Consider the following 21,302-nt stretch of genomic DNA (forward strand, 5'->3'; position numbering starts at 1 on the left):
ACGTTCCCAGCCCGCGCCATTCGCTGATGCGGCGCTTCTGGCGGATCTTCCGCCTCCTTGCGCTGCTCTCCATCGCCATCGCGGCGATCGCCGTCGTACTCGTCGCGCGAGGGGACGACGGAACGCACATCCACATGCTGATTGCCACCGCTTTGGGTGTCGGCCTTACCGTCCTGCTCGGCACAGCGCTGATGACGCTAAGCTTCCTCAGCTCTTCCAGCGGCCATGACGAGCAGGCGGCCACCCGCATCCGTGAGGACCCAGAATGACCGATGCCCATCGCGAGCCGATCCTGCGAATCGTGCCCGGACCGACTGACATCAACGCCAATGGCCACATCTTCGGTGGCTGGGTGCTAAGCCAGATGGACATCGCCGCAGGTATCGTCGCGTCCCGCCGCGCCAAAGGACCCGTCGCGACGGTCGCGATCGAAGCAATGGAGTTCATCGCTCCCATCCACGTGCGCGATGTGATCTCGGTCTACGCGACGGTGGAGCGGGTCGGCCGAACGTCGATGGGCGTGCGGATCGAGGTCGTTGCGCATCGCGATCTCGGCGCGACCGAGGTCAAGGTCACGGAGGGGCTGTTCACCTTTGTCGCGCTCGATGCGAATAACCGGCCGCGGGCCGTAGAGGCGCCCGTCAGTTGAGCGAGTAGGACAGCGTCCTGCTGCCATTCGCCGGCACGCTGACGCGCCAGAGCTTCCAGCCCTCTCGAGCGGGGAGGGGCTTCGTCGACGAGACCTCGGCCTGCGTTGGAAGCTCCACCTCCACCTCCTGGGTGGACGGCAAGTCGTTCGTGATGACCAGGCGAAAGGCGGTCGCCTTGTCGCGTCGAAGCTCGGTCTGTCGCGCGCGGACACCCGGAGAGGTGCCGACGGTCATTTCGACCTTGTCGCCGACGGCGCGATCGTCGAGGCTGCCTTCGCCGACAAGCAGCCGATGCCCGTCTTGCCTTCGGAACAGTGCAAGCTTGCCCGCCGGCAGTGCCAGGCCGAGACCGCTGGCCTGGTCGTTGCGCGTCCTCAGAATCCTGTTCACCGGCATTTCGAATGACCCTGGCGGAGCCCGCAACCGCAGGACGTACCGGACCTTGACCGAAGGCCGTTCCAACAAGGCGATCTGCTTCTGAGAGCGTGGAGCCACGCTGACCGCGATCGGAATACGATAGAGCCGGAGGTCACCCAGCCGCTCTTCACTCGCCATCACCTTCGCCATCACGGCCTGTGGAGCCGGCGGAGGTGGGGGCGGCGGCGCTCCGTCAAACTCGGCCCGCCGTCTGCCCGTGACGACGATATCCTGGCGGTCGTCCGGAAGGTCGCTGGTGGTGCCGCTCGGCCAGCACTGAATCCGGATGGGCTCGGCGTCACCTTGCTCAATCCGGATCCGGCGCCGGTTGAGCTTCCCTGCGACCGCCTGTGTCGCCGCCTCGGACAGAGCCGTCTCGTCGCCGTTGGCGAGGGTCAACCATCCGAACAGCCTGAGCCGGGATCCATCCTGCGAGAGTTCGCCGATGTAATCCGCCTGCCAGTCGAAGTTGTTGGTGATGTACGACAAGGTGACGTCGCGCTCGATCGGCTCGGGACTGCGGATCCGGACGGAAAGCGTCGGCTTGGCCGAGAGCGCGGGCGGCACCTGCTGTGCGAGGAGTGTCTCCGGCAAACCCGAGCAGCGCAGCGTCTCGATCCCTTCGGCGGTCTGGATCACCACGCCATCGGCAGTCGCGCGTACGATCGCATCCTGCTCCCGCACGGCACCGGTCGCGGTCGATGTCCGACGAAGTGTGAGCCGCTGGCCAAGCGACGCACTCAGCAATGCTCCCGGCGACAGCAGCCGCGCATCGCGGTTCTTCTCGAGCACCGCCTGGCCAAGGCCGGTCACGATCGCGCTCTGCGGGACGATGCCGCCGGTCACGCCTTCGAAACGCAGCTCGGTCTCGCCTGCCGGCAGGACGACGTGCCGTGTTTCGCTGACGAGCGCGTAGCCGCCAAGCCATCCGAGGTTCAATGGTTCGAGCCCGCGCTCGGGATTGCGGTAGACGGTGACCGCCACCCGGTCGGGCCGCGGTGAAGTGACGATCGGCTGCGCAACGGCCGCGCCGGCAGCGGGTAGCGCGCAGACGAGCAGCACCGGCCAGCGCATCCGTGGCTCAGTAGCGTGTTTCAAAGGTCGCAGTGAGCACGGCGCTACCGTTCGCCGGAACCGGAACGTGCCATAACGTCTCGTCGTCGCTTTGCTTCTCGGAAACGATGCTCTCCTGGATCACGCGTGTGTCCCACGAGAGACCAGACTGGTGCAGGTCGACGGTGACGGGATTCCGCCGGGCGTTCGTGACAACGTAGCGCATCTGCGTGCGCCAAAAGGTAAGCGGCCGCTCGAGCGTGCCGGTTTCGACCGTGCCGTCGCCGCGGCGGATGCGGTAACGCTCCGTCTGCTGCCACTCGGCGCCGCTAATCGTCTGCCTAGAAGCGACAATCGGCCGCACCTTCACATCGAAGGCCTGGCCTGTCGCGAGACTGATGTCCGAGCCCATCGGTGTGTGGCCGATCCGGTGCTCGCCCACGAATTGAGGATGACCGCGAGCGTCGCGTTGATAGACCCGGACCGTCCCGGCGGGGAGGGCGTCGCCCAGACCTTGATCGCGCGAGCTGGAGAAGCGCAGGACCGTGGTTGCGCTGATTGGTTCCGGGGCGGTCGACAACCAGCCGTTGCGGAACTCGTACCCGCGGCGAGATGGCGCGCCATGAACGTCGAGGAAGCTGACCTGCTTGGTTTGCTTGTCCGCGATCGTGGTGCGCTCGCGCAGGGGGTACAGATAGAAGTCGCCGATACGCTCGCGGCCGGCAGTCTCGGTGCCGGCGCGAATTAGACCCGAAGGGGGTGGAGGAGGCGCATATCGCTCGACATCCTCGCCGTCATCATAGGAGGAACGCCGGCCGACTGACCCCGCAACCAGCAGGGTCGAGGCATTCACGTACGGCGTTCCGCTGGAGTTCGTCAGCGTGATCCAGCCCTGGACGTCCATGCGACTGTTCGTCTCGTCGAACAGCGCGACGTAATCGGCGGACCAGCCCAGGCCGGGGGTCAGGTAAGTGAGTGTGACTGGCCTGGTTCCGCCGCCTTCTGTGTCGACAGTGACCGAGAGGGTCGGCCGCGGGCGGAGAGTAGATGGAACCGCGTCGAAAATGACGCGAGCGGGCAGGCCGTCGTCGCGAAGCACCTCGATGCGGTCGCCGATCTGCATCACGACGCCACCGTTCGCCGCAAGGACGATCGCGCGCTCGCGGGTTTCTACGCCGCTCGCGGGATTGACGCGCACAAGCGTGACCGTCTGGCCCACTGCATTCTGCATCAGCGCGCTTGGCGAGAGCAGGTCGAAGTCGAAATTCTGCTCGACGATGCCGACGCCGCGGCCGCTCAGGGTGACGGTAGCAGGCTCGATCTGGGCGGAGACGTCGCGGAACTCCTGGCGGCTGCGGCCGCCGGGCAAGTTCAACAGGCGCTTGTCTTCGACCAGGGGCGCGATTGTTGTTGTAGATGGTTACGGCAATGTCACCCTGCGCAGTCTGCTGCGGAGGCGCGACCAGCGGCTGGGCCGGCACGGAATCAGCCATCGCCAGTGCGCAGATGCAGGACGCACTCAAAAGCAATCGCATCGACCAGCCCCTCTCTCGACGGGAGGAGCATGATACATTGTAACGTCGACTGTCAAGCAGCGCGCATCTAGGCTGCGGCGACTTAGGCTGCGGGCGCAACCTCATCGTCGTCGGCCGGACGCGGGCGGGGAGCCCGGCGGCGCGGCCGCGGCGCAACCTCGTCCTCGACGGGAAGCGCCGTGACATTGTCGGCGCCAATCGCCGGCGGCAGGATGTCTGCGATCCCACCATTGCCGTTCACGTGCGCCGGCGCATCTGCACCGCCATCGTCGGAGTTGCCGCCGTCCCGGGTGAAGCGCGTACGCTCACGGCGTGCCGGACGCTCGGAGCGCTCCTGGCGATTGCCACGCTCCGGGCGCTCACTGCGCTCTGCCCGCTCACTGCGCTCGGGCCGGTCGTCGCGATCGTTGCGCGCCTGGCGTTCACCGCGCGGCTGCCGGTCTTCACGATCCTGGCGGTCGCCCCGCGGTTGGCGGTCGTCGCGATCCTGCCGATCATTCCGATCCTGCCGGTCGTTGCGATCATCCTGCTGATCGTCGGATGCGTCGAGCATCTCCTCGTCGCCATCCTCGTCGTCGAGATCGTCGTCGCGCGAGCGGCGCTGGTCCTCGAACCGCGAACGGCTCTCGCCGAGCACGCGGAAATAGTGATCGGCATACTGGAGGTAATATTCGGTTTGCACGCGGTCGCCGGCGAGCTGTGCATCGCGCGCCATGCTCTTGTACTTCTCAAGGAGCTGGGCGGCGTTGCCACGCTGGCGATTGTCTTGCCGATTTCCCGGCTGACCGCCGAGATTCTGACCTCGCTGGCCTCCACGACCGCGCCTGCGGCCGTTCTGACGATTATTGATCAAATGCCTACGTCCTTACGCAGTGTCTAAGCCCCCTGTGCCCCTCAGGCGGACAGGGCAGCGCTCCGGTTGGGGAGGCTGGCTCCTGACCCTCTCGTCCCTGTCTTGCGCTGAAGCGCCAAGTGCGGCCGATTGCGTCGGGGGTTGGCACGGGATGCGCTCGGCAGCTGATCTGGAGCGGCCCGGTCCTGACACTGATGTAGTGACCGCAACCCTTTCTGCCAAGTGAATTTAATCAAATCCAGGTTAGTAGCACCGCGCGGTCGCGTCCGCCGAGATCCTGCGCGACGGTTGCGCGCAGCCTGTCGCGGGCAAGCAGGCTGACTACCGCCTCGCCCTGGGAAGCGCCGATCTCGATTGCCGCCAGCCCGCCGGGGCTGAGCAGCTTCGGCAATTGCGGCGCAAGGACGCGATAGGCGCTGAGGCCTTCATGGCCGGCGAACAGTGCCTCGTCCGGCTCGTATTCCGCCACTCCGGGGCCAAGCTCGGCGCCCTCCGCGACGTAAGGCGGATTGCACAGGAGCAAGTCGAAGCGCTCGGCGATGCCTTCGGCCCAGTTCCCCATCCGGAGCGTTGCCCGGGTGTCGAAGCCGAGGCGCCGCGCATTGGCGGCCGCGTACGACAGTGCCTGACGCGATACGTCCACGCCAACTCCTGTCGCCTCCGGCCAAATGTCCAGCGCGGCCAGCAGCAGCGTTCCTGGGCCGGTGCCGAGGTCGAGAATCCGTCGCGGACCGGCAGTGCCGTCGAAATGCGCGATTGCCGAGCCGATCAGCACTTCGCTGTCCGGCCGCGGAACGAGTACGCCCGGCCCGACGTGAAGCTCGATGTTCCAGAAGGCGCGGCGGCCAGTGATGTAGGCAACGGGTTCGCCGAGCTTGCGGCGCTCGATCATCTCCCAGAAGCGGTCCGGCACAGGTCGGCTCGGCGGACTGAGGATCAGCCGGTCGCGGTCGATGTGCAGAGATTCGGCCATGAGCAACTCGGCGTCGAGACGCGCAGTGTCGCTCGTCGGCTCGAGTTGGCGCGCGGCATCCGCCAACGCGCGGTCGATCGCTTTCACGCCTCGTCGAGCCCGGCGAGCCGCTCGGCCTCGTCCTCGGATACGAGCGCGTCTATGATCTGGCCGAGCCCCGGGCCCTCAAGCACCTCCTCCAGCTTGTGCAGAGTCAGGTTGATGCGGTGATCGGTGATGCGCCCCTGCGGGAAGTTGTAGGTGCGGATTCGCTCCGACCGGTCGCCTGATCCCACCATCGATTTGCGCGCGCCGGCACGTTCGTTCGCGAGCCGTTCGCGCTCCAGCTCGAAGAGGCGCGTCCGCAGCACCTTAAGCGCCTTGGCCTTGTTCTTGTGCTGCGACTTCTCGTCCTGCTGGATCACCACGAGGCCGGTCGGAAGGTGCGTGATCCGCACGGCGCTGTCGGTCGTGTTGACCGACTGCCCACCCGGCCCGGAAGAGCGATACACGTCGATGCGGAGGTCCTTGTCGTCGATGTGAACGTCAACGTCTTCCGCTTCGGGGAGGACTGCGACCGTCGCTGCCGAGGTGTGGATGCGCCCGCCGCTCTCGGTGACCGGCACGCGCTGCACCCGGTGAACGCCGCTTTCGAATTTCAGCTTGGCGAACACGCCCGGTCCGTTGATCGAGGCGATTGCCTCCTTGTAGCCGCCGACCTCCGAGGCGCTTGCGGAGATCAGCTCGAACCGCCAGCCCTGCAACTCCGCGAAGCGCTGGTACATGCGCAGCAGGTCGCCGGCGAACAGCGCAGCCTCATCGCCCCCCGTGCCAGCGCGGACTTCGAGCATCGCGGCACGGTCATCGGCAGCGTCGCGGGGCAGCAGCTGGACTGCGAGCGCGCGCTCCGCATCCGGGAGCTTGTGGCGGATCTCGTCGGCTTCCGCGGCCGCCATCTCGCGCAGCTCGGCTTCGGCGCCGGGATCGGCAACCAGGCCGTTGAGGACCTCCAGCTCGGCCCGCAGGCGCCGGACCTCCCGCGCGGCATTGGCCACGGGCTCGATCGCCGCATAGTCCTTCGACAGACGCACGAACTCGTCCGGCGCGAGATCCTGCGCGGCCATCGCCTGCGCCAGTTCGTGCCGCCGCGCCTCGATCGAAGCGATCCGTTCCGACGAGATCTGCGTCACCGGGCGATCGCGTCCGCAAGCAGGTCGAGCGAAACAGCGCGCTGCTCGCCCGAGGTCAGGTCCTTGAGCTGCGCCTCGCCGGAATCGAGTTCGTTATCGCCAATGATGAGAGCGTAGCGCGCGCCCGACGTATTGGCCCGGCTCATCCGCTTCTTCATGTTCCCGCGATAAGCGAGGTCGGCGGCGATGCCGGCGGCGCGAAGCCCGGAAGCGATGCGCTTGGCCTCTGTTTCCGCGCGCTCGCCAATCGGCACGATGGCGACATCCGGCCGCTCGGGCGGCGGTGCATCGATCATCATCGCCAATCGCTCGATGCCGGCTGCCCAGCCGACCGCGGGCGTGTGCGGCCCACCAAGCGCCTCGATGAGCCCATCGTAGCGCCCGCCGGCCAGCACTGTTCCTTGCGCGCCCAGGCGGTCCGTCACGAACTCGAAGGCGGTGTGGCGATAGTAATCCAGACCGCGCACCAGCCGCGGCGCCCGTTCCCACTGCACGCCTGCAGCGTCGAGGCCGGAGGTGACCTGGGCGAAGAAATCGGCCGCCTCGCCGGTCAGGAATTCGTCGATAGCCGGAGCGCTGTCGACAATCGGCCAGTCCTGGTGCGCCTTGCTGTCCAGGATGCGGAGCGGATTGCGCTCGAGCCGTGTGCGGCTGTCTTCGCTGAGATCGGCAACGCGTCCACCGAAATGCTCGTGCAGCGCATCGCGCCAGGCCGCGCGAGTTTCCGGATCGCCCAAGGTGTTGAGCTTGAGGATGGCACCTTGAATGCCCAGCTCCTTGAGAAGCTGGTCTGCGAACGCCAGCAGTTCGACATCGGCCTGGGGCTCGCCGGCGCCGATGATCTCGGCGTCGAGCTGGTGGAACTCGCGGAAGCGGCCCTTCTGCGGGCGCTCATAGCGAAAGGCCGAGCCGTGCGTCGCCACCTTGATTGGCGCAAGCTGCTGCCAGCCTTCGGACAGATAAGCGCGGCATATGCCCGCCGTGAACTCCGGGCGAAGCGTGATACCTTCGCCGCCGCGGTCCTCGAACGAGTACATTTCCTTGGACACGACATCGGTGGTCTCGCCGATGGTCCGCGCGAAAACCGCCGTATGCTCGATGACTGGCACTTCGACGCGGCGAAAGCCGTACAGGCGGCGGACGCGGTCGAAGGCGCCGATCACCGCGTGAAGGCGGTCGGCATCTTCTCCGAGCAGGCTTTGGGTGCCGCGAACCGGCTGAAGTGAACTCATCGGCGCGCGCTTAAGCGCTTCGGCGATTGGCGGCAATCAGCGGCTGGTGGTCCCCTGCTGCTGCTCGCGTTCGCGCTGCTGCCGGAAGAAGGAACGCGAGGGCAGGAACAGCTTGCGGATGCTGATCAGCACCGTCCGGCCGAGCGGGTCGAGAAGGTCCGGCTGATAGCTGAAGGGCACGCGCCCGTTCGCATCGCGGACGTTCGGCCGCGCATTGAACAGGTTATTCACTTCGAACCGGACTTGCGTTCCGCGCAGCCACGGATGTTTCACGGTTAGCTCCGGAATGTCGCCCGGATTGGCGAACAACCGCAAGTTGAACGTCGCCAGCGATGAGAATCGCAGATCGTCGCCGGTCAGGTTATTGACGGTCGTTCCGCTCCTCCAGTTTGCCCCGAGGCGCGCGCCGAGACCGTTGTTGAAGTAACCGGCCTGCGCTTCGACCAGATGCCGCGGTGTTCCACCGCTTTGACCGGCGGCGCCGCCATGCAGATAGTCGAGCTCCGGCAGCCCTGGCGCGATCGTGACCTTGTCGACGAACGTGATCGTGTCGGTGAGCGAGAATTGAAGCCTTCCGCGGCTCCCGCCACCACGCCCGCCGAACCCGCCGCCACCGCCGCCACGGCGTCCGCCGAAGCCGCCGAAGCCGCCCGGCGGAGGACCTCCCGCCACGTCGGTCTGGGGAGGAGCTCCGGCTGGAGCTGCACCGCCCGCGGGCGCCGCGCCATTGGTGGCCGGAGCGGTACCGGCTGGCGGCGGCGGCGCATTGTTGCCCGAACCTCCGCGGCGGCCACCGCCACCGAATTGCGCGCGCATCTGGTCCAGAACTGCCTGGGAAGGACGGCGTGACTTCAGCGGTTTGGAAAAATCGAATCCCAGCCGCAGCGTGTCACGTTGCGAGCGATCGAAGTTCACTGGGCGCAAGTCGACGCGGACCAGACGGCCCGAAGCATCCCGCGTGAAGCGCTCCGGGAACGCGGACTCGATCGACTCCGTCACCGTGATGTTGGAGATCGGGTTGTCGATCGTCTGGCGCACGTACTCGGCACGAAGCCGCAGGTCGGTAGTCTCGAACGGCTGCCAGTTGGTGCTGAGCTTCAACACATTGCGCCGATCCGCCTGCAGGTTCGGGTTGCCGCCGGTGACGGCCGTCGCAAGCACCGTTTGGCCGGTCGTGAAGTCGAAGATGCGCGTGCCCTGCGTCTCAAGCACCGGGTCCCCGAGCTGCTGGATGGTCGGAGCTCCCTCTTCGCGAGTCCAGCTCGTGATGAAGTTCAGCCGAGCGACGGGCGACCAGTTCGCGCCCGCGCCGATGGTGGTCAGCGTGCCGAAATCCGAGAGCTGCTCGACCTCGGCATTCGCGTTCAGCGTCAGGTTGCCAAGAGCGCTGAAGTCCCTGCCGCGCCTCGAGATCGGGAGATCGACGTTAACGCCGGCAGTTCCGGTGGTGCGTCCGAGGGAGGTCTTCGTCCTCCCGTCGACATCTTCGCGCTCGCTGTTCAGGTGCGCCGTGCTGCCCCCAACGCGGACCGTCGTGCTGACGTCGCCGGCGGGGAGCTTGAAGAGATTGCCGTTCGCGGTCGCCAGGAAATCGCCCGACGCACGGGTCTCATGCGCACGATCTCTGCGAAAATCAGCGTTGTCGCGATCAGTCCGCGTGGTGTCACGCTCCAGGTCGGCATTGCTGGTCACGCTCCAGCGCCAGTCCCACTTGTCCCAGTTGAGCGCCAGCCCGGCGTGCGCGCTGTCCGCGGTCGTCTTGCGGCCGAGGTCTTGCAGAAGCGTGTCCGAGAGGCCGATCAGCGACCGCCCGTCATTGTGTTCGACTTCGGTGTTCAGCGTCGCCGACACGTTGCCAAGCACGTTACGATTGAAGGTCGCGCCTGCCCGCAGGTCGCGCTTGGTGCCAAGCAGGGACCTCGCTGCGAGGTCCTGCTGCGTGATCACGTCACCGGTCGTGCCCTGCTGCTGCAGGTCGATGTTCCGCTCGGACTCCCGCAGCATGCCGTTGCCTTCAGCGTGCAGGTTCACCGTCGTGCGACCGTTCCGCTGGATCATCAGCCGGGTCAGGTCGGCATTGGCGGAAGTGTAGCCGCCCTCAGTCGCCGTGCTCGCGCCAACTCTCGCAGTGGTTGAGCGGAAGCGTGGCCGCAGCACGAAGTTTACGACCTTCTGGTTGGCGCTGTAGCCGTACTTCAGGGCGACTTCCTCGGGCAGGATCTCGACCCGCTGGATGGCCTCGGTGGGGATGTCGCGCAGCTCACGGAAACCCGATATGCGCTGGCCGTTGAGCAGTAGCACCGGTCGCTCGCCGCCCCGCCCGCGCGAGCTTCCGATCTGCGGGGCGATTGCGTCGAGCAGCTCGGTGATGTCAGTCGCGCCGGTTGCGCGAACGTCTCCCGCATCGAGAGTGTTCTGCGGCGGGATGTCGCCGATGACGGAGCCGCGCGGCTTGCTGCCGACGACGACGATCTCCTCGCCCGCCGCGTCCCCGTCCTCCTCGGCAGCCTCGTCCGCTGGAGCCGCGGTCGCCTCCGTGGCCGTCGTCGGCTGACTGCTTGCCGGCGCCGGCTGACCTGCTGGCGGGGGCGGAGGCGCAGGCTGCTCGGCGGCAGTGCTGGTCGGGGCTGCAGTGGTCCCGCTCGGCTGGGTCTGCGCCATGGCCGGCGAGGCGAACGCGGCGCCGGCAAGGAGCGCGCTGATAGACAGTCTTGAGATCATGTGTGGCCCCTACCCCCGGCGAGTGAACGAACCCTGACAACGCCATTTGCTTCGACAAAGTGCCGAAGGGCACCGACCAACGGCCATCAAGCGCGCGTTGCATCCGGCGCCGGAATCTATGTAGAGGATCGAACCTCTACTGTTCCATCTCCAAGGAGTACCCGATGCGTCGAGCCGCGCTTGCACTGCTGCTGATGACGGCCGCTGCCTACCCGGCATACAGCCAGATCGTCCCCCCGCAGAACAGCAAGCCGGTGCAGATAGCCAAATCGGACCGGGTCCCGGCACCGCGCGATGTTCCCTATCCGGGCACGCTCCAACTGACGGTGGACGCGACGGACGTGACCCGCGGAATCTTCAAGGTGCATGAGCGCGTGCCGGTCGCTGCGGCGGGCGACCTCGTCCTGCTCTACCCGAAATGGCTTCCGGGCCATCACAGCCCCAGTGGCGAAATCCGCAAGGTTGCGGGCCTCAAGGTCAGCGCCAATGGCCAGCCCCTGAAGTGGGTCCGCGACCCGCTCGACGTGTATGCCTTCCACGTCGACGTTCCCGCGGGCGTGCAAGCGGTGGACGTAGACTTCCAGTTCCTGTCCGCGACAACCGGCAACCAGGGCCGGATCGTCATGACTCCGGATATGTCGAGCATCCAATGGGTCTCCAATTCTATGTACCCGGCGGGTTATTTCGTGCGGCAGATTCCCATCCAGGCGTCGGTCATCGTTCCGGCCGGGTGGAAGGTCGCGACGGCGCTCCGTCCGAGCGGGCAGACCGGCAACCGCATCGACTATCCGGTGACTAGCTACGAAATCCTGATGGACTCGCCGCTGATCGCCGGAGCGCACTACCGCCGCATTCCCCTCAGCGATCGTGTCGCGCTCGACGTGATCGCCGATACCGAGTCAGAACTAGCGGCAACGCCGGCGCAAATTGCCGCGCATCGCCGACTGGTCGAGCAGGCGGTCAAGCTGTTCGGCGCCCAGCACTACGATCATTATGATTTCCTGCTGACGATTTCGAACAGCCTCGGCGGCAGCGGCCTAGAGCATCACCGCAGCTCCGAGGACGGGGTTCGGCGCGGCTATTTCACGGAGTGGGAGACCCAGGGTTCGGCTCGGAACCTGCTGCCGCACGAATATACCCACAGCTGGGATGGCAAATACCGCCGCGGCGCCGACCTCTGGACGGCCGACTACAACGTGCCGATGGAAGGATCGCTGCTGTGGGTCTACGAAGGCCAGACCCAGTTCTGGGGCTATGTGCTCGGCGCCCGTTCGGGAATGCTGTCCAAGCAAGATACGCTCGACGCGCTCGCCGCCACTGCCGCTGCTTATAGCGAAGGCACGCCTGGCCGCGCCTGGCGGCCGCTCGTCGACACGACGAACGACCCGACCATCGCCGAGCGCCAGCCCCAGCCGTCGCGCAGCTGGCAGCGCAGCGAGGACTATTACAGCGAAGGCCAGCTGATTTGGACGGACGTCGACCGGATAATCCGCCAGCAGTCTCACGGCCGCCGCTCGATCGACGACTTCGCGCGGTTTTTCTATGGCATGAGGGATGGCGACTTCGGTGAGCTGACCTACACGCTCGACGACGTCGTCGCGACGTTGAACCGGGTGCAGCCTTATGACTGGCGAAGTTACCTGCAGCGCAGGGTCTATGACGTCGCCGCGCAGCCGCCGCTCGAAGGCATCAATCAGGGCGGTTACCAGCTCGTCTATACCGATGAGCCGACGAACTGGATCAAAGGCAACGAGAAGCGCGGCAAGTTCACCGACCTGACCTATTCCGGCGGGTTCAACGTCGGCGGCGACGGCAAGATCGGCAGCGTGATCTGGGACAGCCCCGCCTTCAACGCCGGCCTGACCATCGGCACCGAAATCCTCGCGGTGAACGGCCGTGCGTTCGACGGCGATGCCATCAAGGCCGCGATCACCGCAGCCAAGGGCACCAGCGCACCGATCCAGCTGCTGATCCATGACGGCGATGTGTACCGCACCGTCAATCTCGATTGGCACGGCGGGCTGCGCTATCCACGCCTGCAGAAGACCGGCAAGGGTCAGGGAACGCTCGACGCGCTGCTTGCACCGCGCTGAGAAAAGAGGGGGCTGTAATGCGTAAGATTGCGGGTTCGCTTTGTGGGTTCGGCGCAGGCTTTGCGCTCGCTGCCGCGGGATCCTCGGCTGCACAGCCGCTGCCACCCGGCCAGGCGCAGGCAGCGACGGCAGCGGCAATTGCCCGCGTGCAGCGCATCGATCCTTCGCTCCACTCGGTGATCGCGCTCGATCCGACCGCAATGGCGCAAGCGCAGCGCGTGGACGGCAGCGGTCTCCGCGGCCCGCTCGCCGGTCAGCCCGTCCTCATCAAGGACAATATCGAAGCGATCGGTCCCCTGCCGACCACCGCCGGCAGCCTCGCGCTTGTGGGGAACGTCACCAACCGTGACGCTCCGCTCGTTGCGCGTCTGCGCGCCGCTGGAGCCGTCATCCTCGGCAAGACGAACCTCAGCGAATGGGCGAACATCCGCTCGACGCATTCGATCTCCGGCTGGAGCGCTGTCGGCGGCCAGACCCGCAACCCCTGGGCGCTCGACCGTAACACCTGCGGAAGTTCGAGCGGCAGCGGCGCGGCAGTCGCGGCCGGCCTCGTCCGCTATGCAATCGGCACCGAAACGGACGGGTCGGTCACCTGCCCCGCCGCAATCAACGGCATCGTTGGCCTGAAGCCGACCGTCGGCCTCGTCAGCCGCACCCACATCGTCCCGATCAGCCACAGCCAGGACACGGCGGGCCCAATGACTCCCAGCGTCCGCCAGGCTGCCGAGCTGTTGACGGTGATCGCCGGCAGCGACCCCGCCGATCCCGCGACCCGCGACGCCGACCGCCACAAGATCGACTACTCCACGCAGCTCGACGCCGGCTCGCTGAAGGGCAAGCGCCTCGGCGTCATGCGCTTCGCATCCTCGCCAACCCTGGATCCTGCGTTCGAGACCGCGCTCGCCATCCTTCGGCAGCAGGGCGCGATCCTCGTCGACATCAAGAAGTTCGATCAGAAGGGCATCGGCGACAATGAGAACACGGTCCTTCAGACCGAGCTCAAGGCCGACATGGCCACCTACCTCAAGAGCAGCCCGGCACCGATCGCCGTCCGCAGGCTTGCCGACCTGATCGCGTTCGACAACGCGCATCAGCGACAGGAAATGCCGCTGTTCGGCCAGGAGTATTTCGAGCAGTCGCAGAAGACCAAGGGACTGAATGACCCTGCCTACAAGAGGGCCCGTGCAACGAGCTTCCAGGCGGCGGGCCCGAACGGCATCGACCGGCTGCTCCGGCAGTACAATGTCGTTGCGCTGGTCGGCCCGACGGCCGGTCCGGCCTGGCACATCGATGCGGTCAACAACGACCTCTACACGGAGGGCGGCGCCGGCAATCTGGCCGCTATCGCGGGCTATCCACATCTCACCGTCCCGATGGGGCTGATCAAGGGCTTGCCCGTCGGTCTAAGCTTCATGGGCCCGAAATGGTCCGAAGCCCGGCTGCTATCGCTCGGCTATGCTTACGAGCAGGCGCGCGGGCCGTTCCCGACGGCAAAGTTCTACCGCTCGATCGAAGAGAGTCCGCAGGTCATGCCGCTGCTTCTGCCGCAGCGCTAATGCCCGCGGCACATCAGGGAGGTATCGATGGGAGTGCACGGTATTGGCGGGCTGTTTTTCCGGGCCCGCGACCCTGAGGCGCTAACCGCCTGGTACCGCGAGCATCTCAACGTGGGCGCCGGCTGTGTCGCTCCCGGAGCGAGCGCTGGGGAGCCCGACGCATGGTCATGGATCACCACCGGGGGACCGGTCGTCTTCGCTCCCTTTGCAGCGGACACGAACCATTTCCCGGCCGACAAGGCGTTCATGCTGAACCTTCGCGTCGGGGATCTTCCCGCGCTCATCGAGCAACTGAACGGGCAAGGCATTGAAGTCACCACGAACGCGGAATGGGACCATCCGGACGTCGGCCGGTTCGCCCGGATATGCGACCCCGAGGGCAATCCGATTGAACTCTGGGAGCCGCCGGCCACCGGCGGCTAGGCTCAGCCGGCCTGGTGCCCCGCGTCCGAACGATCTGTGATCATGCGATCGCTCGCCGCGCGCAGATCCCCGGTTTCGATCTGCTTGCGCAGCCGCTCCCGGTCCCTCGAACGATAAAGCTCTTCCGCCCGGTCGATATCTTCATCGCGAACGTCGAGTGAATGAAGTGCCATCCGCGCCATCTTCACCGCGGACTCCATCACCTCGCGAACGATGTAACAGACTGGCGCATGTTCGAGCTTCACGACTGCCCGGCGGTCGAACGCGCGCAGGTAGATGTTGGCGCGAGGAAAAGCCTCATGGACCGCGTGGAGCATGTCAGCCGTAATCTGGTCGCCATCGATGCAGAACAGGATTAGCTCCGCCTGCTCTGCACCGGCCTGTCGCAGCATGTCGATCCGCGTTCCGTCGCCGAAATACACCTTCGCGCCGAAGTCGCCGGCAACGTCGATCATCTCGACGTCGGTATCGATCAAAGTGACGGGCACGTCGTTGGCAATCAGCATCTGCGCGACGGTCTGGCCGAAGCGCCCGTAGCCGACGATCAAGGCATTGGCGCCGTCGTCCTGCGGTCCGTCGCGAACTTCGCCGCGCTCGATCGGTCCCTCTCGCAGGTTGCGCGTCGCCCCCATCAGGAACGGCGTCGTGACCATCGATAGCGTCACGATGGCGCCGAACAGGCTCGCAGTTTCGGGCCGGATCAAGCCCGAACCCTGCGCCTGTGTGAACAGGACGAACCCGAACTCGCCGCCTTGACTCAGGAGCAGGCCAAGGCCGAGGGCGCTTCGCCAGGTCATCCTGAAGGCCAGCCCCATAGCCGTGATCACCGCCGCCTTCACCACAATCAGGGCGACGGCCATGCCGACGACGAAAAAGGGTCGCTCGGCAATCGCGCCGAGGTTGAGCAGCATGCCGACGGAAAGGAAGAACAGGCCCAGCAGAATCGACCGGAACGGCTCGACGTCTGCCTCCAACTCGTGCCGGTACGGTGTGTCGGCGAGCATCACCCCGGCGATAAAGGCGCCAAGGGCCGTCGACAGGCCGAGCCACTGCATGAGGGCCGCCGCCGCGAGCACCGTGAAGAGCGCCGCCACGACGAACATCTCGCGTTCGCCGAGATTGCCGATCAGCCCGAAGAGCGGACGGAGTGCAAAGCGGCCGAGCGCGATCAGCCCGGCAATTGCCAGCACCGTGTACAGCGCCAGTTGCCAGCCGGGAGGGCCGCTCGCTTCGGCACGCGTCGGACCGAGTGCCGCGACGATCGTGATCAGCGCAATGATCGACAGGTCCTGGAACAGCAGGATCGCAAATGCGCGCTCGCCAAACGGGGTCCGTAACCGCCCGGACGACTGAAGTAGCGGCAGCACCTGCGCAGTCGACGAGAGCGCCAGCGGCAAGCCGAGCGCCAGAGCCGCGGCAAGCGGAACCTTGGCGGCAAGCCAGATCAGACCGGTCACCAACAGCCCGCAGACCGCGACCTGGATCAGGCCCAGGCCGAGGATGTCACGCTTCATCATCCACAGGCGGGAAGGATTGAGCTCCAGGCCGACAACGAACAGGAGCAGGGTGATGCCAAGCTCGGCGACGCTGTTCTTTTCTTCCGCGCCGCCGACCAGCCCGAGCACGCTCGGCCCGACCACGGCGCCAGCGAGCAGGTAACCCAAGGTTGCACCGAGGCCGATACGCCGGAACAGCAAGACGAAGCCGAGCGCGAATCCGAGCAGCAGCACTCCGTCCCGGACTAGGAAGGCTTGGCCAGCGTCCTCCATGGTCAGGAGATCCTCAAATCAGCAGCAAAGCGATCCCATGGTGGAAATCACGGCACCTGTGAAGATGGTGCGGAGCCGGCGCGCAGGTGAAGCAGCCAACCCTATTTGGCACATTGAAGCGCCATCAGCGAACCGGAACAGGATGCGGGTATCGCTGACGCTCCACTATGTCCTCGTCCTATCCATCCCACGCTTGGCCCCGGCAGGGGTTTGAGGCTACTCCTCCAGGCCCAATGGACATCTATCTTCCGATCGCCGGCCAGTCCGTGAATGCGCTGCTGATCGTGGTGCTCGGCTTTCTGGTCGGCGTGCTGTCGGGCATGTTCGGCGTGGGCGGCGGCTTCCTGACCACGCCGCTGCTCATCTTCTACGGAATTCCGCCGACGGTCGCGGTCGCATCGGCGTCGACGCAGATTACAGGCGCCAGCGTATCGGGCGCGATGGTCCACATGCGGCGTGGCGGCGTCGACCTGAAGATGGCCGGCGTGCTGATCGCCGGCGGCCTGCTTGGCTCCGTGATTGGGGCCGCGCTGTTCAGGATTCTCCAGTCGAGCGGACAGATCGATGTCGTGATCAACCTGCTCTACGTGGTGATCCTCGGCGGCATCGGCGGGCTGATGCTGAAGGATTCGCTGGTGACGCTCGGCTGGATTGGCGGAAAGGGCGAGGCCGAGCCGCGCCGCCGCAACCGCTGGGTGGCATCGCTGCCGCTTCGCTGGCGCTTCCACAGCTCAGGCCTCTACCTCTCACCGATCGCGCCGTTCACGATCGGGGGGGTGACCGGGATTCTTACGGTATTCCTCGGCATCGGCGGCGGTTTCATCCTGGTTCCGGCGATGATCTACCTGCTGGGGATGCCGGCCCGCGTCGTCATCGGCACCAGTCTCGTGATGGTCCTTACCGTCACGGCCGGAACGACGATCGTCCACGCGGTCACCACCCGCGCCGTCGACATCGTCCTTGCCGTTCTGCTCCTCTGCGGGGGCGTCATCGGAGCGCAATATGGAGCCTTGCTGACCACCCGCCTCAAGCCTGACTACCTGCGCCTCGCGCTGGCGATCGTCATCCTCCTGGTCGCCCTCCGCATGTTCCTAGGCCTCTTCTGGCGCCCAGACGAAATCTTCTCGATCGAATATCTGTGAGCCGCCGCTTTCTCGCCCTTGCGCTGCTTGCAACGACGCCGCTGCTCGCGGCGGCCGACAAGCCGCTGCTCGTTCCGGACGTCTCCAACCGCAACGTCGAGATCCGCTACACGTTCACGGGCGCGCAGCTGCTGCTGTTCGGAGCGATCATCTACCCCGGCGGGCGGGCGCCGACCCGACCGGCGGACATCGTCGTGGTGCTCCGCGGGCCGGTGCAGCCGATCTTGCTCCGCGAGAAGCAGAAGATCGCCGGTATCTGGATGAACGCAGACTCGGATCGCTTCCGCTCGGCGCCTTCCTTCTATGCGGTCGCCGCCTCGCGGCCGATCCCAGACCTCGTCGACGAGCGCACCGCCGCCATCTACGAGATGGGGATTCACAACCTGCAGCTTTCGCCCGGCGGCGGCGCGCTCCCGGAGAAGGAGCGGCGATTCGAGGCAGGCCTGCTCGACCTGCGTCACCGAACTGGTCTCTATGCGGAGAACCCGCACGGGGTCGAGATCACGCAGGGCGTGCTTTACCGGGCCAACATCACGATCCCGAGCCAGGTGCCGATCGGCACCTACACGGCCGAGACTTTCCTGGTCGATCGCGGCCGCGTGCTTGCCGCGGCGACGCGCGACATCGACATCAGCAAGTCCGGTTTCGAACGCTATGTCGCGCTTGCCGCGCGGCGCCACTCCTTCATCTACGGGATCACCGCCGTCCTGCTGTCGCTCTTCCTCGGCTGGGCAGCCGCAGCGATCTTCCGCCGCCGGTTCTGAGGCCTAAGCCAATCTTAATCCATTTTCGGTAGTCCCAAGCCTGAGTTTTCACCGGTGTTGGGACCCGTAAGCACATGAACGATCAGCCGAACCTGCGTCAGTTCCTCGACGAAGTCAGCAGCTTCAGCAGCGAGGACGATGGCGCCGCCGGATCCGCAGCCGCCGCGCCGAACGTGGGCGCGATCGGCAAGGTGATCGAGATCGCCGGCTCCGGCTCACAGGTCTGCCTCAGCACCGCGTCGCTGCTGGCACTTCAATCGCATTCGGACCCCGCCATCACGATGTCTGGCCAGGTCGGCAGTCAGGTGAAGATGGTCGTGGGCAACGCATGGTTGATTGCCAACGTCCGCACGCTCCGCGCCGACAACAGCGGCGAAATCGTCGCCCAGGTCGACTTCCTCGGGGAAGGCAATCGTGATGCCAACGGCAAGATGGGCAACTTCCGCCGCGGCGTTACTCGCTATCCGATTCCGGGGTCCGAGGTGTTCCCGGTCACAACGTCCGACCTCCGCTCCATTTTCGCAGCCAGCGATGAGCCGAACATCGAGATCGGCACGGTCTACCCGACCGACGACATTCGCGGCGCGCTCTACGTCGACCCGATGCTATCAAAGCATTTCGCGGTGCTGGGATCGACCGGTACCGGTAAATCGACCTCCGTGGCCCTCATCCTGCACCGCATTTCGCAGCTGAGCCCCGAAGGTCACATCGTCATGATCGACCCGCACGGCGAATATTCCGCCGCCTTCAAGGGTTGCGGCGAGCTGTTCAACGTCGACAACCTGCAGCTGCCGTACTGGCTCATGAACTTTGAAGAGCATTGCGAAGTCATGCTGACGACGCAGGACGCGGAGCGGCAGCGCGACGCAGACATCCTCGCCAAGTGCCTCCTGCAGGCGCGGACCAAGGGCAAGGACCTCAGCCAGTATGGCAAAGTGACGGTCGACAGTCCGATTCCCTACCTTCTGACCGATTTGAACGGCATTCTGGTTTCCGAGATGGGCAAGCTCGACCGGGCCGGCGATACGCTCCCGTTCCAGCGCATCAAGAACAAGCTCGACGAGCTTCGCTCCGACCCGCGCTACACCTTCATGTTCTCGGGCATGCTGGTTTCGGACTCGATGGGCAGCCTGCTCGCGAAGATGTTCCGTCTGCCGAGCCACGGCCGTCCGATCTCGATCGTCGACGTTTCCGGGGTTCCGTCGGAGGTCACGTCGGTCGTCGTCTCGGTGCTCGCCCGAATGGTCTTCGACTATGCGATCTGGTCCCGAACCGAGGCCCAGCGGCCGCTCCTGCTCGTCTGCGAAGAGGCGCACCGCTACGTCCCCAAGGACGAGAACGCGACTGGCCAGGCCGTCCGCAAGATCCTCGAACGCATCGCCAAGGAAGGCCGTAAGTACGGCGTCAGCTTGGGTCTCATCACGCAGCGGCCGTCGGACCTTGCCGAGGGCGTGCTGTCGCAGTGCGGCACCATCATCTCCATGCGTCTCAACAATGACCGCGACCAGGCCTGCGTCCGCGCGGCGATGCCGGAAGGTGCACGAGGCTTCCTCGACGCCATCCCGGCACTTCGTAACCGCGAGTGCATCGTCTGCGGCGAAGGCGTCGCAATCCCCATTCGCGTCCGCTTCGACGACCTCGAGCCCGAAAAGCGCCCAGCCTCCTCGGACCCGAGCTTCGCCCGTCTGTGGCGCGAAACCGGCGACGAAGAAGGCATCATCCAGCGCACCGTCAAGCGCTGGCGCGGTCACGGCCGGTAGGGCGCAAAGGCTCACTTGTGGGGCCTCCATAACTTAGGTGAGTAGGCCTAAGCACCGGTGCTGCTAGCCGCGGCGCATGCCCAAATACTCGATCCGGCTGACCAACAGCCAGTTCCAGGCGCAGGACGAGCCTCGCGACTACGACAGTCTCGAACAAGCCGTGAAAGCGGCGCTCGGCTCGGCTGTCGACATCGTCCGCGACCTCGTCGACGACGCCGGCGAACGCTCAGCGACGATCGAGGCTGATGTTCTAGAAGACGAGCGCGTCGTCGCCCGCCGGATCGTCACGATCAGCGCTCTCCTTGGCGATGATGAATAGGGTCGCCCGTCACACGGCGGTGCTGCTGGTCGCACTGATGGTCATCGCGGCATTCGGCTATTCAGCGTGGGTGAACCTCGGCCGCTGAGCCCCCCAACTTGCCCGGATTCGGAACTTGGCGGCGTGAGCATCGTATCGCGTTGGACCTCCGATGATTGAAGCCCATCTCCGCAAGCTCCGCACGCGCGATGACATCTCCGCCGAAGAAGAGGCGGCAATCCGCGACGCTCTGGGCGAGGCCAAGACGGTTGCGGCGCATCGGACGATCATCCGCGCTTGGGAGCCGCTGAATTTCAGCACCCTTCTGCTGCGGGGTTGGGCGGCGCGTGTAAAGGACCTCGAAGCCGGGCAACGGCAGATCACCGAGCTTCATGTGGCAGGCGACTTCGTCGACATGCACAGCTTCACGCTCAAAAGGCTCGACCACGACGTGGTAGCGTTGACCAACTGCGAACTGGTCACGGTGCCCCACGAGCGGCTCGAGGAAATCACGGTCAAGCACCCGCACCTGACGCGGGTCTACTGGTTCGGGACAAACCTCGACGCCGCCATCCACCGCGAATGGATGCTCTCGGTCGGCCGTCGCTCGGCCCTCGCCTGCGTCGCTCATCTCTTCTGCGAGCTTCTGATCCGCCTGCAGATCGCCGGCCTAGCGGATGAGGACGCTTTCGATTTCCCGCTGACGCAGGTTCAGCTCGCCGACTGTGTCGGGCTGACTTCCGTCCACGTCAATCGGACGCTGCAGGAGCTACGCAAGCGGGGTCTGATCGAATTGAAGGACAAGCGGCTGCGCATACTAGACCTGCCCGGTCTCCAGCGCGTCGGAGAGTTCGATCCCGCTTACCTTTACCTCGAAAAGCGGCGGCGTTAGCC

General features: G+C 65.8%; 17 protein-coding genes and 1 pseudogene (1 of these 18 cut by a window edge). 10 read left to right on the forward strand and 8 right to left on the reverse strand.

The genetic code is table 11. The features are described 5' to 3' along the window. Positions 1–269 carry the 3' portion of a hypothetical protein gene (locus tag ACUXST_RS08635; RefSeq protein ID WP_458389575.1) on the forward strand. It extends 16 nt beyond the left edge of the window, so only the last 269 of its 285 coding nucleotides appear in the window; its start codon lies beyond the left edge, outside the window; its stop codon occupies positions 267–269. Next, positions 266–649 (forward strand): acyl-CoA thioesterase, encoded by a 384-nt coding sequence (locus ACUXST_RS08640; RefSeq protein ID WP_458389576.1) that lies wholly within the window; start codon positions 266–268, stop codon positions 647–649. The genes ACUXST_RS08635 and ACUXST_RS08640 overlap by 4 nt, the downstream gene beginning before the upstream one ends. On the opposite strand, the gene ACUXST_RS08645 is transcribed toward ACUXST_RS08640, so the two are convergent. The 7 genes and pseudogenes from ACUXST_RS08645 to ACUXST_RS08675 form a co-directional block, all read right to left on the reverse strand. Continuing rightward, positions 642–2,141 (reverse strand): DUF4139 domain-containing protein, encoded by a 1,500-nt coding sequence (locus tag ACUXST_RS08645; protein WP_458389577.1) that lies wholly within the window; start codon positions 2,139–2,141, stop codon positions 642–644. The two genes, ACUXST_RS08640 and ACUXST_RS08645, sit on opposite strands and share 8 nt — an antisense overlap. Before the next feature lie 7 nt (positions 2,142–2,148). Continuing rightward, positions 2,149–3,613: pseudogene (locus ACUXST_RS08650) on the reverse strand (DUF4139 domain-containing protein). A gap of 124 nt (positions 3,614–3,737) precedes the next feature. Beyond that, positions 3,738–4,508 carry a DUF4167 domain-containing protein gene (locus ACUXST_RS08655; RefSeq protein ID WP_458389578.1) on the reverse strand — a complete coding sequence of 257 codons (771 nt, stop codon included), beginning with the start codon at positions 4,506–4,508 and terminating at the stop codon, positions 3,738–3,740. 232 nt (positions 4,509–4,740) lie between these two features. Next, the gene (gene prmC, locus ACUXST_RS08660; protein WP_458389579.1) at positions 4,741–5,568 is read right to left on the reverse strand and encodes a peptide chain release factor N(5)-glutamine methyltransferase; all 828 of its coding nucleotides are present in this window, start codon (positions 5,566–5,568) and stop codon (positions 4,741–4,743) included. Continuing rightward, complete coding sequence (prfA, locus tag ACUXST_RS08665; RefSeq protein WP_458390035.1) at positions 5,565–6,584, reverse strand: peptide chain release factor 1; 1,020 nt, start codon at positions 6,582–6,584, stop codon at positions 5,565–5,567. The genes prmC and prfA overlap by 4 nt, the downstream gene beginning before the upstream one ends. Positions 6,585–6,646: 62 nt before the next feature. Continuing rightward, on the reverse strand, positions 6,647–7,882 hold the full coding sequence (gene hisS, locus ACUXST_RS08670) for a histidine--tRNA ligase (protein ID WP_458389580.1): 1,236 nt from the start codon (positions 7,880–7,882) through the stop codon (positions 6,647–6,649). Positions 7,883–7,918: 36 nt separating this feature from the next. After that, positions 7,919–10,603 (reverse strand): TonB-dependent receptor plug domain-containing protein, encoded by a 2,685-nt coding sequence (locus ACUXST_RS08675; protein WP_458389581.1) that lies wholly within the window; start codon positions 10,601–10,603, stop codon positions 7,919–7,921. A gap of 164 nt (positions 10,604–10,767) precedes the next feature. Here ACUXST_RS08675 and ACUXST_RS08680 point away from each other — a divergent pair, with 164 nt between their 5' ends. From ACUXST_RS08680 to ACUXST_RS08690, 3 genes are read left to right on the forward strand one after another with little or no spacing between them, the layout of a single operon-like run. Then, positions 10,768–12,696: a M61 family metallopeptidase gene (locus tag ACUXST_RS08680; RefSeq protein WP_458389582.1), complete on the forward strand. Its 1,929-nt coding sequence runs from the start codon at positions 10,768–10,770 to the stop codon at positions 12,694–12,696. A 17-nt stretch (positions 12,697–12,713) separates the two neighbouring features. After that, a complete protein-coding gene (locus tag ACUXST_RS08685; protein WP_458389583.1) occupies positions 12,714–14,252 on the forward strand; it encodes an amidase in 1,539 nt (512 codons plus the stop codon). A gap of 27 nt (positions 14,253–14,279) precedes the next feature. Beyond that, positions 14,280–14,675, forward strand: coding sequence for a VOC family protein (locus ACUXST_RS08690; protein ID WP_458389584.1), 396 nt, complete (start codon positions 14,280–14,282; stop codon positions 14,673–14,675). A 2-nt stretch (positions 14,676–14,677) separates the two neighbouring features. Here ACUXST_RS08690 and ACUXST_RS08695 read toward each other — a convergent pair whose 3' ends face one another. After that, positions 14,678–16,444: a cation:proton antiporter domain-containing protein gene (locus ACUXST_RS08695; RefSeq protein WP_458389585.1), complete on the reverse strand. Its 1,767-nt coding sequence runs from the start codon at positions 16,442–16,444 to the stop codon at positions 14,678–14,680. A 233-nt stretch (positions 16,445–16,677) separates the two neighbouring features. On the opposite strand from ACUXST_RS08695, the gene ACUXST_RS08700 reads away from it, so the two are divergent. From ACUXST_RS08700 to ACUXST_RS08720, 5 genes are all read left to right on the forward strand, one after another. Next, on the forward strand, positions 16,678–17,586 hold the full coding sequence (locus ACUXST_RS08700) for a sulfite exporter TauE/SafE family protein (RefSeq protein ID WP_458389586.1): 909 nt from the start codon (positions 16,678–16,680) through the stop codon (positions 17,584–17,586). Next, positions 17,583–18,350, forward strand: coding sequence for a TIGR02186 family protein (locus ACUXST_RS08705; RefSeq protein ID WP_458389587.1), 768 nt, complete (start codon positions 17,583–17,585; stop codon positions 18,348–18,350). The genes ACUXST_RS08700 and ACUXST_RS08705 overlap by 4 nt, the downstream gene beginning before the upstream one ends. 74 nt (positions 18,351–18,424) lie before the next feature. After that, positions 18,425–20,110, forward strand: a complete 1,686-nt coding sequence (locus tag ACUXST_RS08710; protein ID WP_458389588.1) for an ATP-binding protein — start codon at positions 18,425–18,427, stop codon at positions 20,108–20,110. A 76-nt stretch (positions 20,111–20,186) separates the two neighbouring features. Continuing rightward, complete coding sequence (locus ACUXST_RS08715; RefSeq protein WP_458389589.1) at positions 20,187–20,429, forward strand: hypothetical protein; 243 nt, start codon at positions 20,187–20,189, stop codon at positions 20,427–20,429. Between the two features lie 151 nt (positions 20,430–20,580). Continuing rightward, positions 20,581–21,300 carry a Crp/Fnr family transcriptional regulator gene (locus ACUXST_RS08720; RefSeq protein ID WP_458389590.1) on the forward strand — a complete coding sequence of 240 codons (720 nt, stop codon included), beginning with the start codon at positions 20,581–20,583 and terminating at the stop codon, positions 21,298–21,300. Positions 21,301–21,302: the final 2 nt, after the last annotated feature.

It is taken from the genome of Sphingomonas sp. F9_3S_D5_B_2, from assembly GCF_054263715.1.

Excerpts from the sequence above, each read along its gene's own strand:
- ACUXST_RS08640 (WP_458389576.1), top strand. The coding sequence starts at position 266 with ATGACCGATGCCCATCGCGAGCCGATCCTGCGAATCGTGCCCGGACCG.
- ACUXST_RS08645 (WP_458389577.1), bottom strand. The coding sequence starts at position 2,141 with ATGCGCTGGCCGGTGCTGCTCGTCTGCGCGCTACCCGCTGCCGGCGCG.
- prfA (WP_458390035.1), bottom strand. The coding sequence starts at position 6,584 with ATGGCCGCGCAGGATCTCGCGCCGGACGAGTTCGTGCGTCTGTCGAAG.
- hisS (WP_458389580.1), bottom strand. The coding sequence starts at position 7,882 with ATGAGTTCACTTCAGCCGGTTCGCGGCACCCAAAGCCTGCTCGGAGAA.
- ACUXST_RS08675 (WP_458389581.1), bottom strand. The coding sequence starts at position 10,603 with ATGATCTCAAGACTGTCTATCAGCGCGCTCCTTGCCGGCGCCGCGTTC.
- ACUXST_RS08680 (WP_458389582.1), top strand. The coding sequence starts at position 10,768 with ATGCGTCGAGCCGCGCTTGCACTGCTGCTGATGACGGCCGCTGCCTAC.
- ACUXST_RS08685 (WP_458389583.1), top strand. The coding sequence starts at position 12,714 with ATGCGTAAGATTGCGGGTTCGCTTTGTGGGTTCGGCGCAGGCTTTGCG.
- ACUXST_RS08690 (WP_458389584.1), top strand. The coding sequence starts at position 14,280 with ATGGGAGTGCACGGTATTGGCGGGCTGTTTTTCCGGGCCCGCGACCCT.
- ACUXST_RS08695 (WP_458389585.1), bottom strand. The coding sequence starts at position 16,444 with ATGGAGGACGCTGGCCAAGCCTTCCTAGTCCGGGACGGAGTGCTGCTG.
- ACUXST_RS08700 (WP_458389586.1), top strand. The coding sequence starts at position 16,678 with ATGGACATCTATCTTCCGATCGCCGGCCAGTCCGTGAATGCGCTGCTG.
- ACUXST_RS08710 (WP_458389588.1), top strand. The coding sequence starts at position 18,425 with ATGAACGATCAGCCGAACCTGCGTCAGTTCCTCGACGAAGTCAGCAGC.
- ACUXST_RS08715 (WP_458389589.1), top strand. The coding sequence starts at position 20,187 with ATGCCCAAATACTCGATCCGGCTGACCAACAGCCAGTTCCAGGCGCAG.
- ACUXST_RS08720 (WP_458389590.1), top strand. The coding sequence starts at position 20,581 with ATGATTGAAGCCCATCTCCGCAAGCTCCGCACGCGCGATGACATCTCC.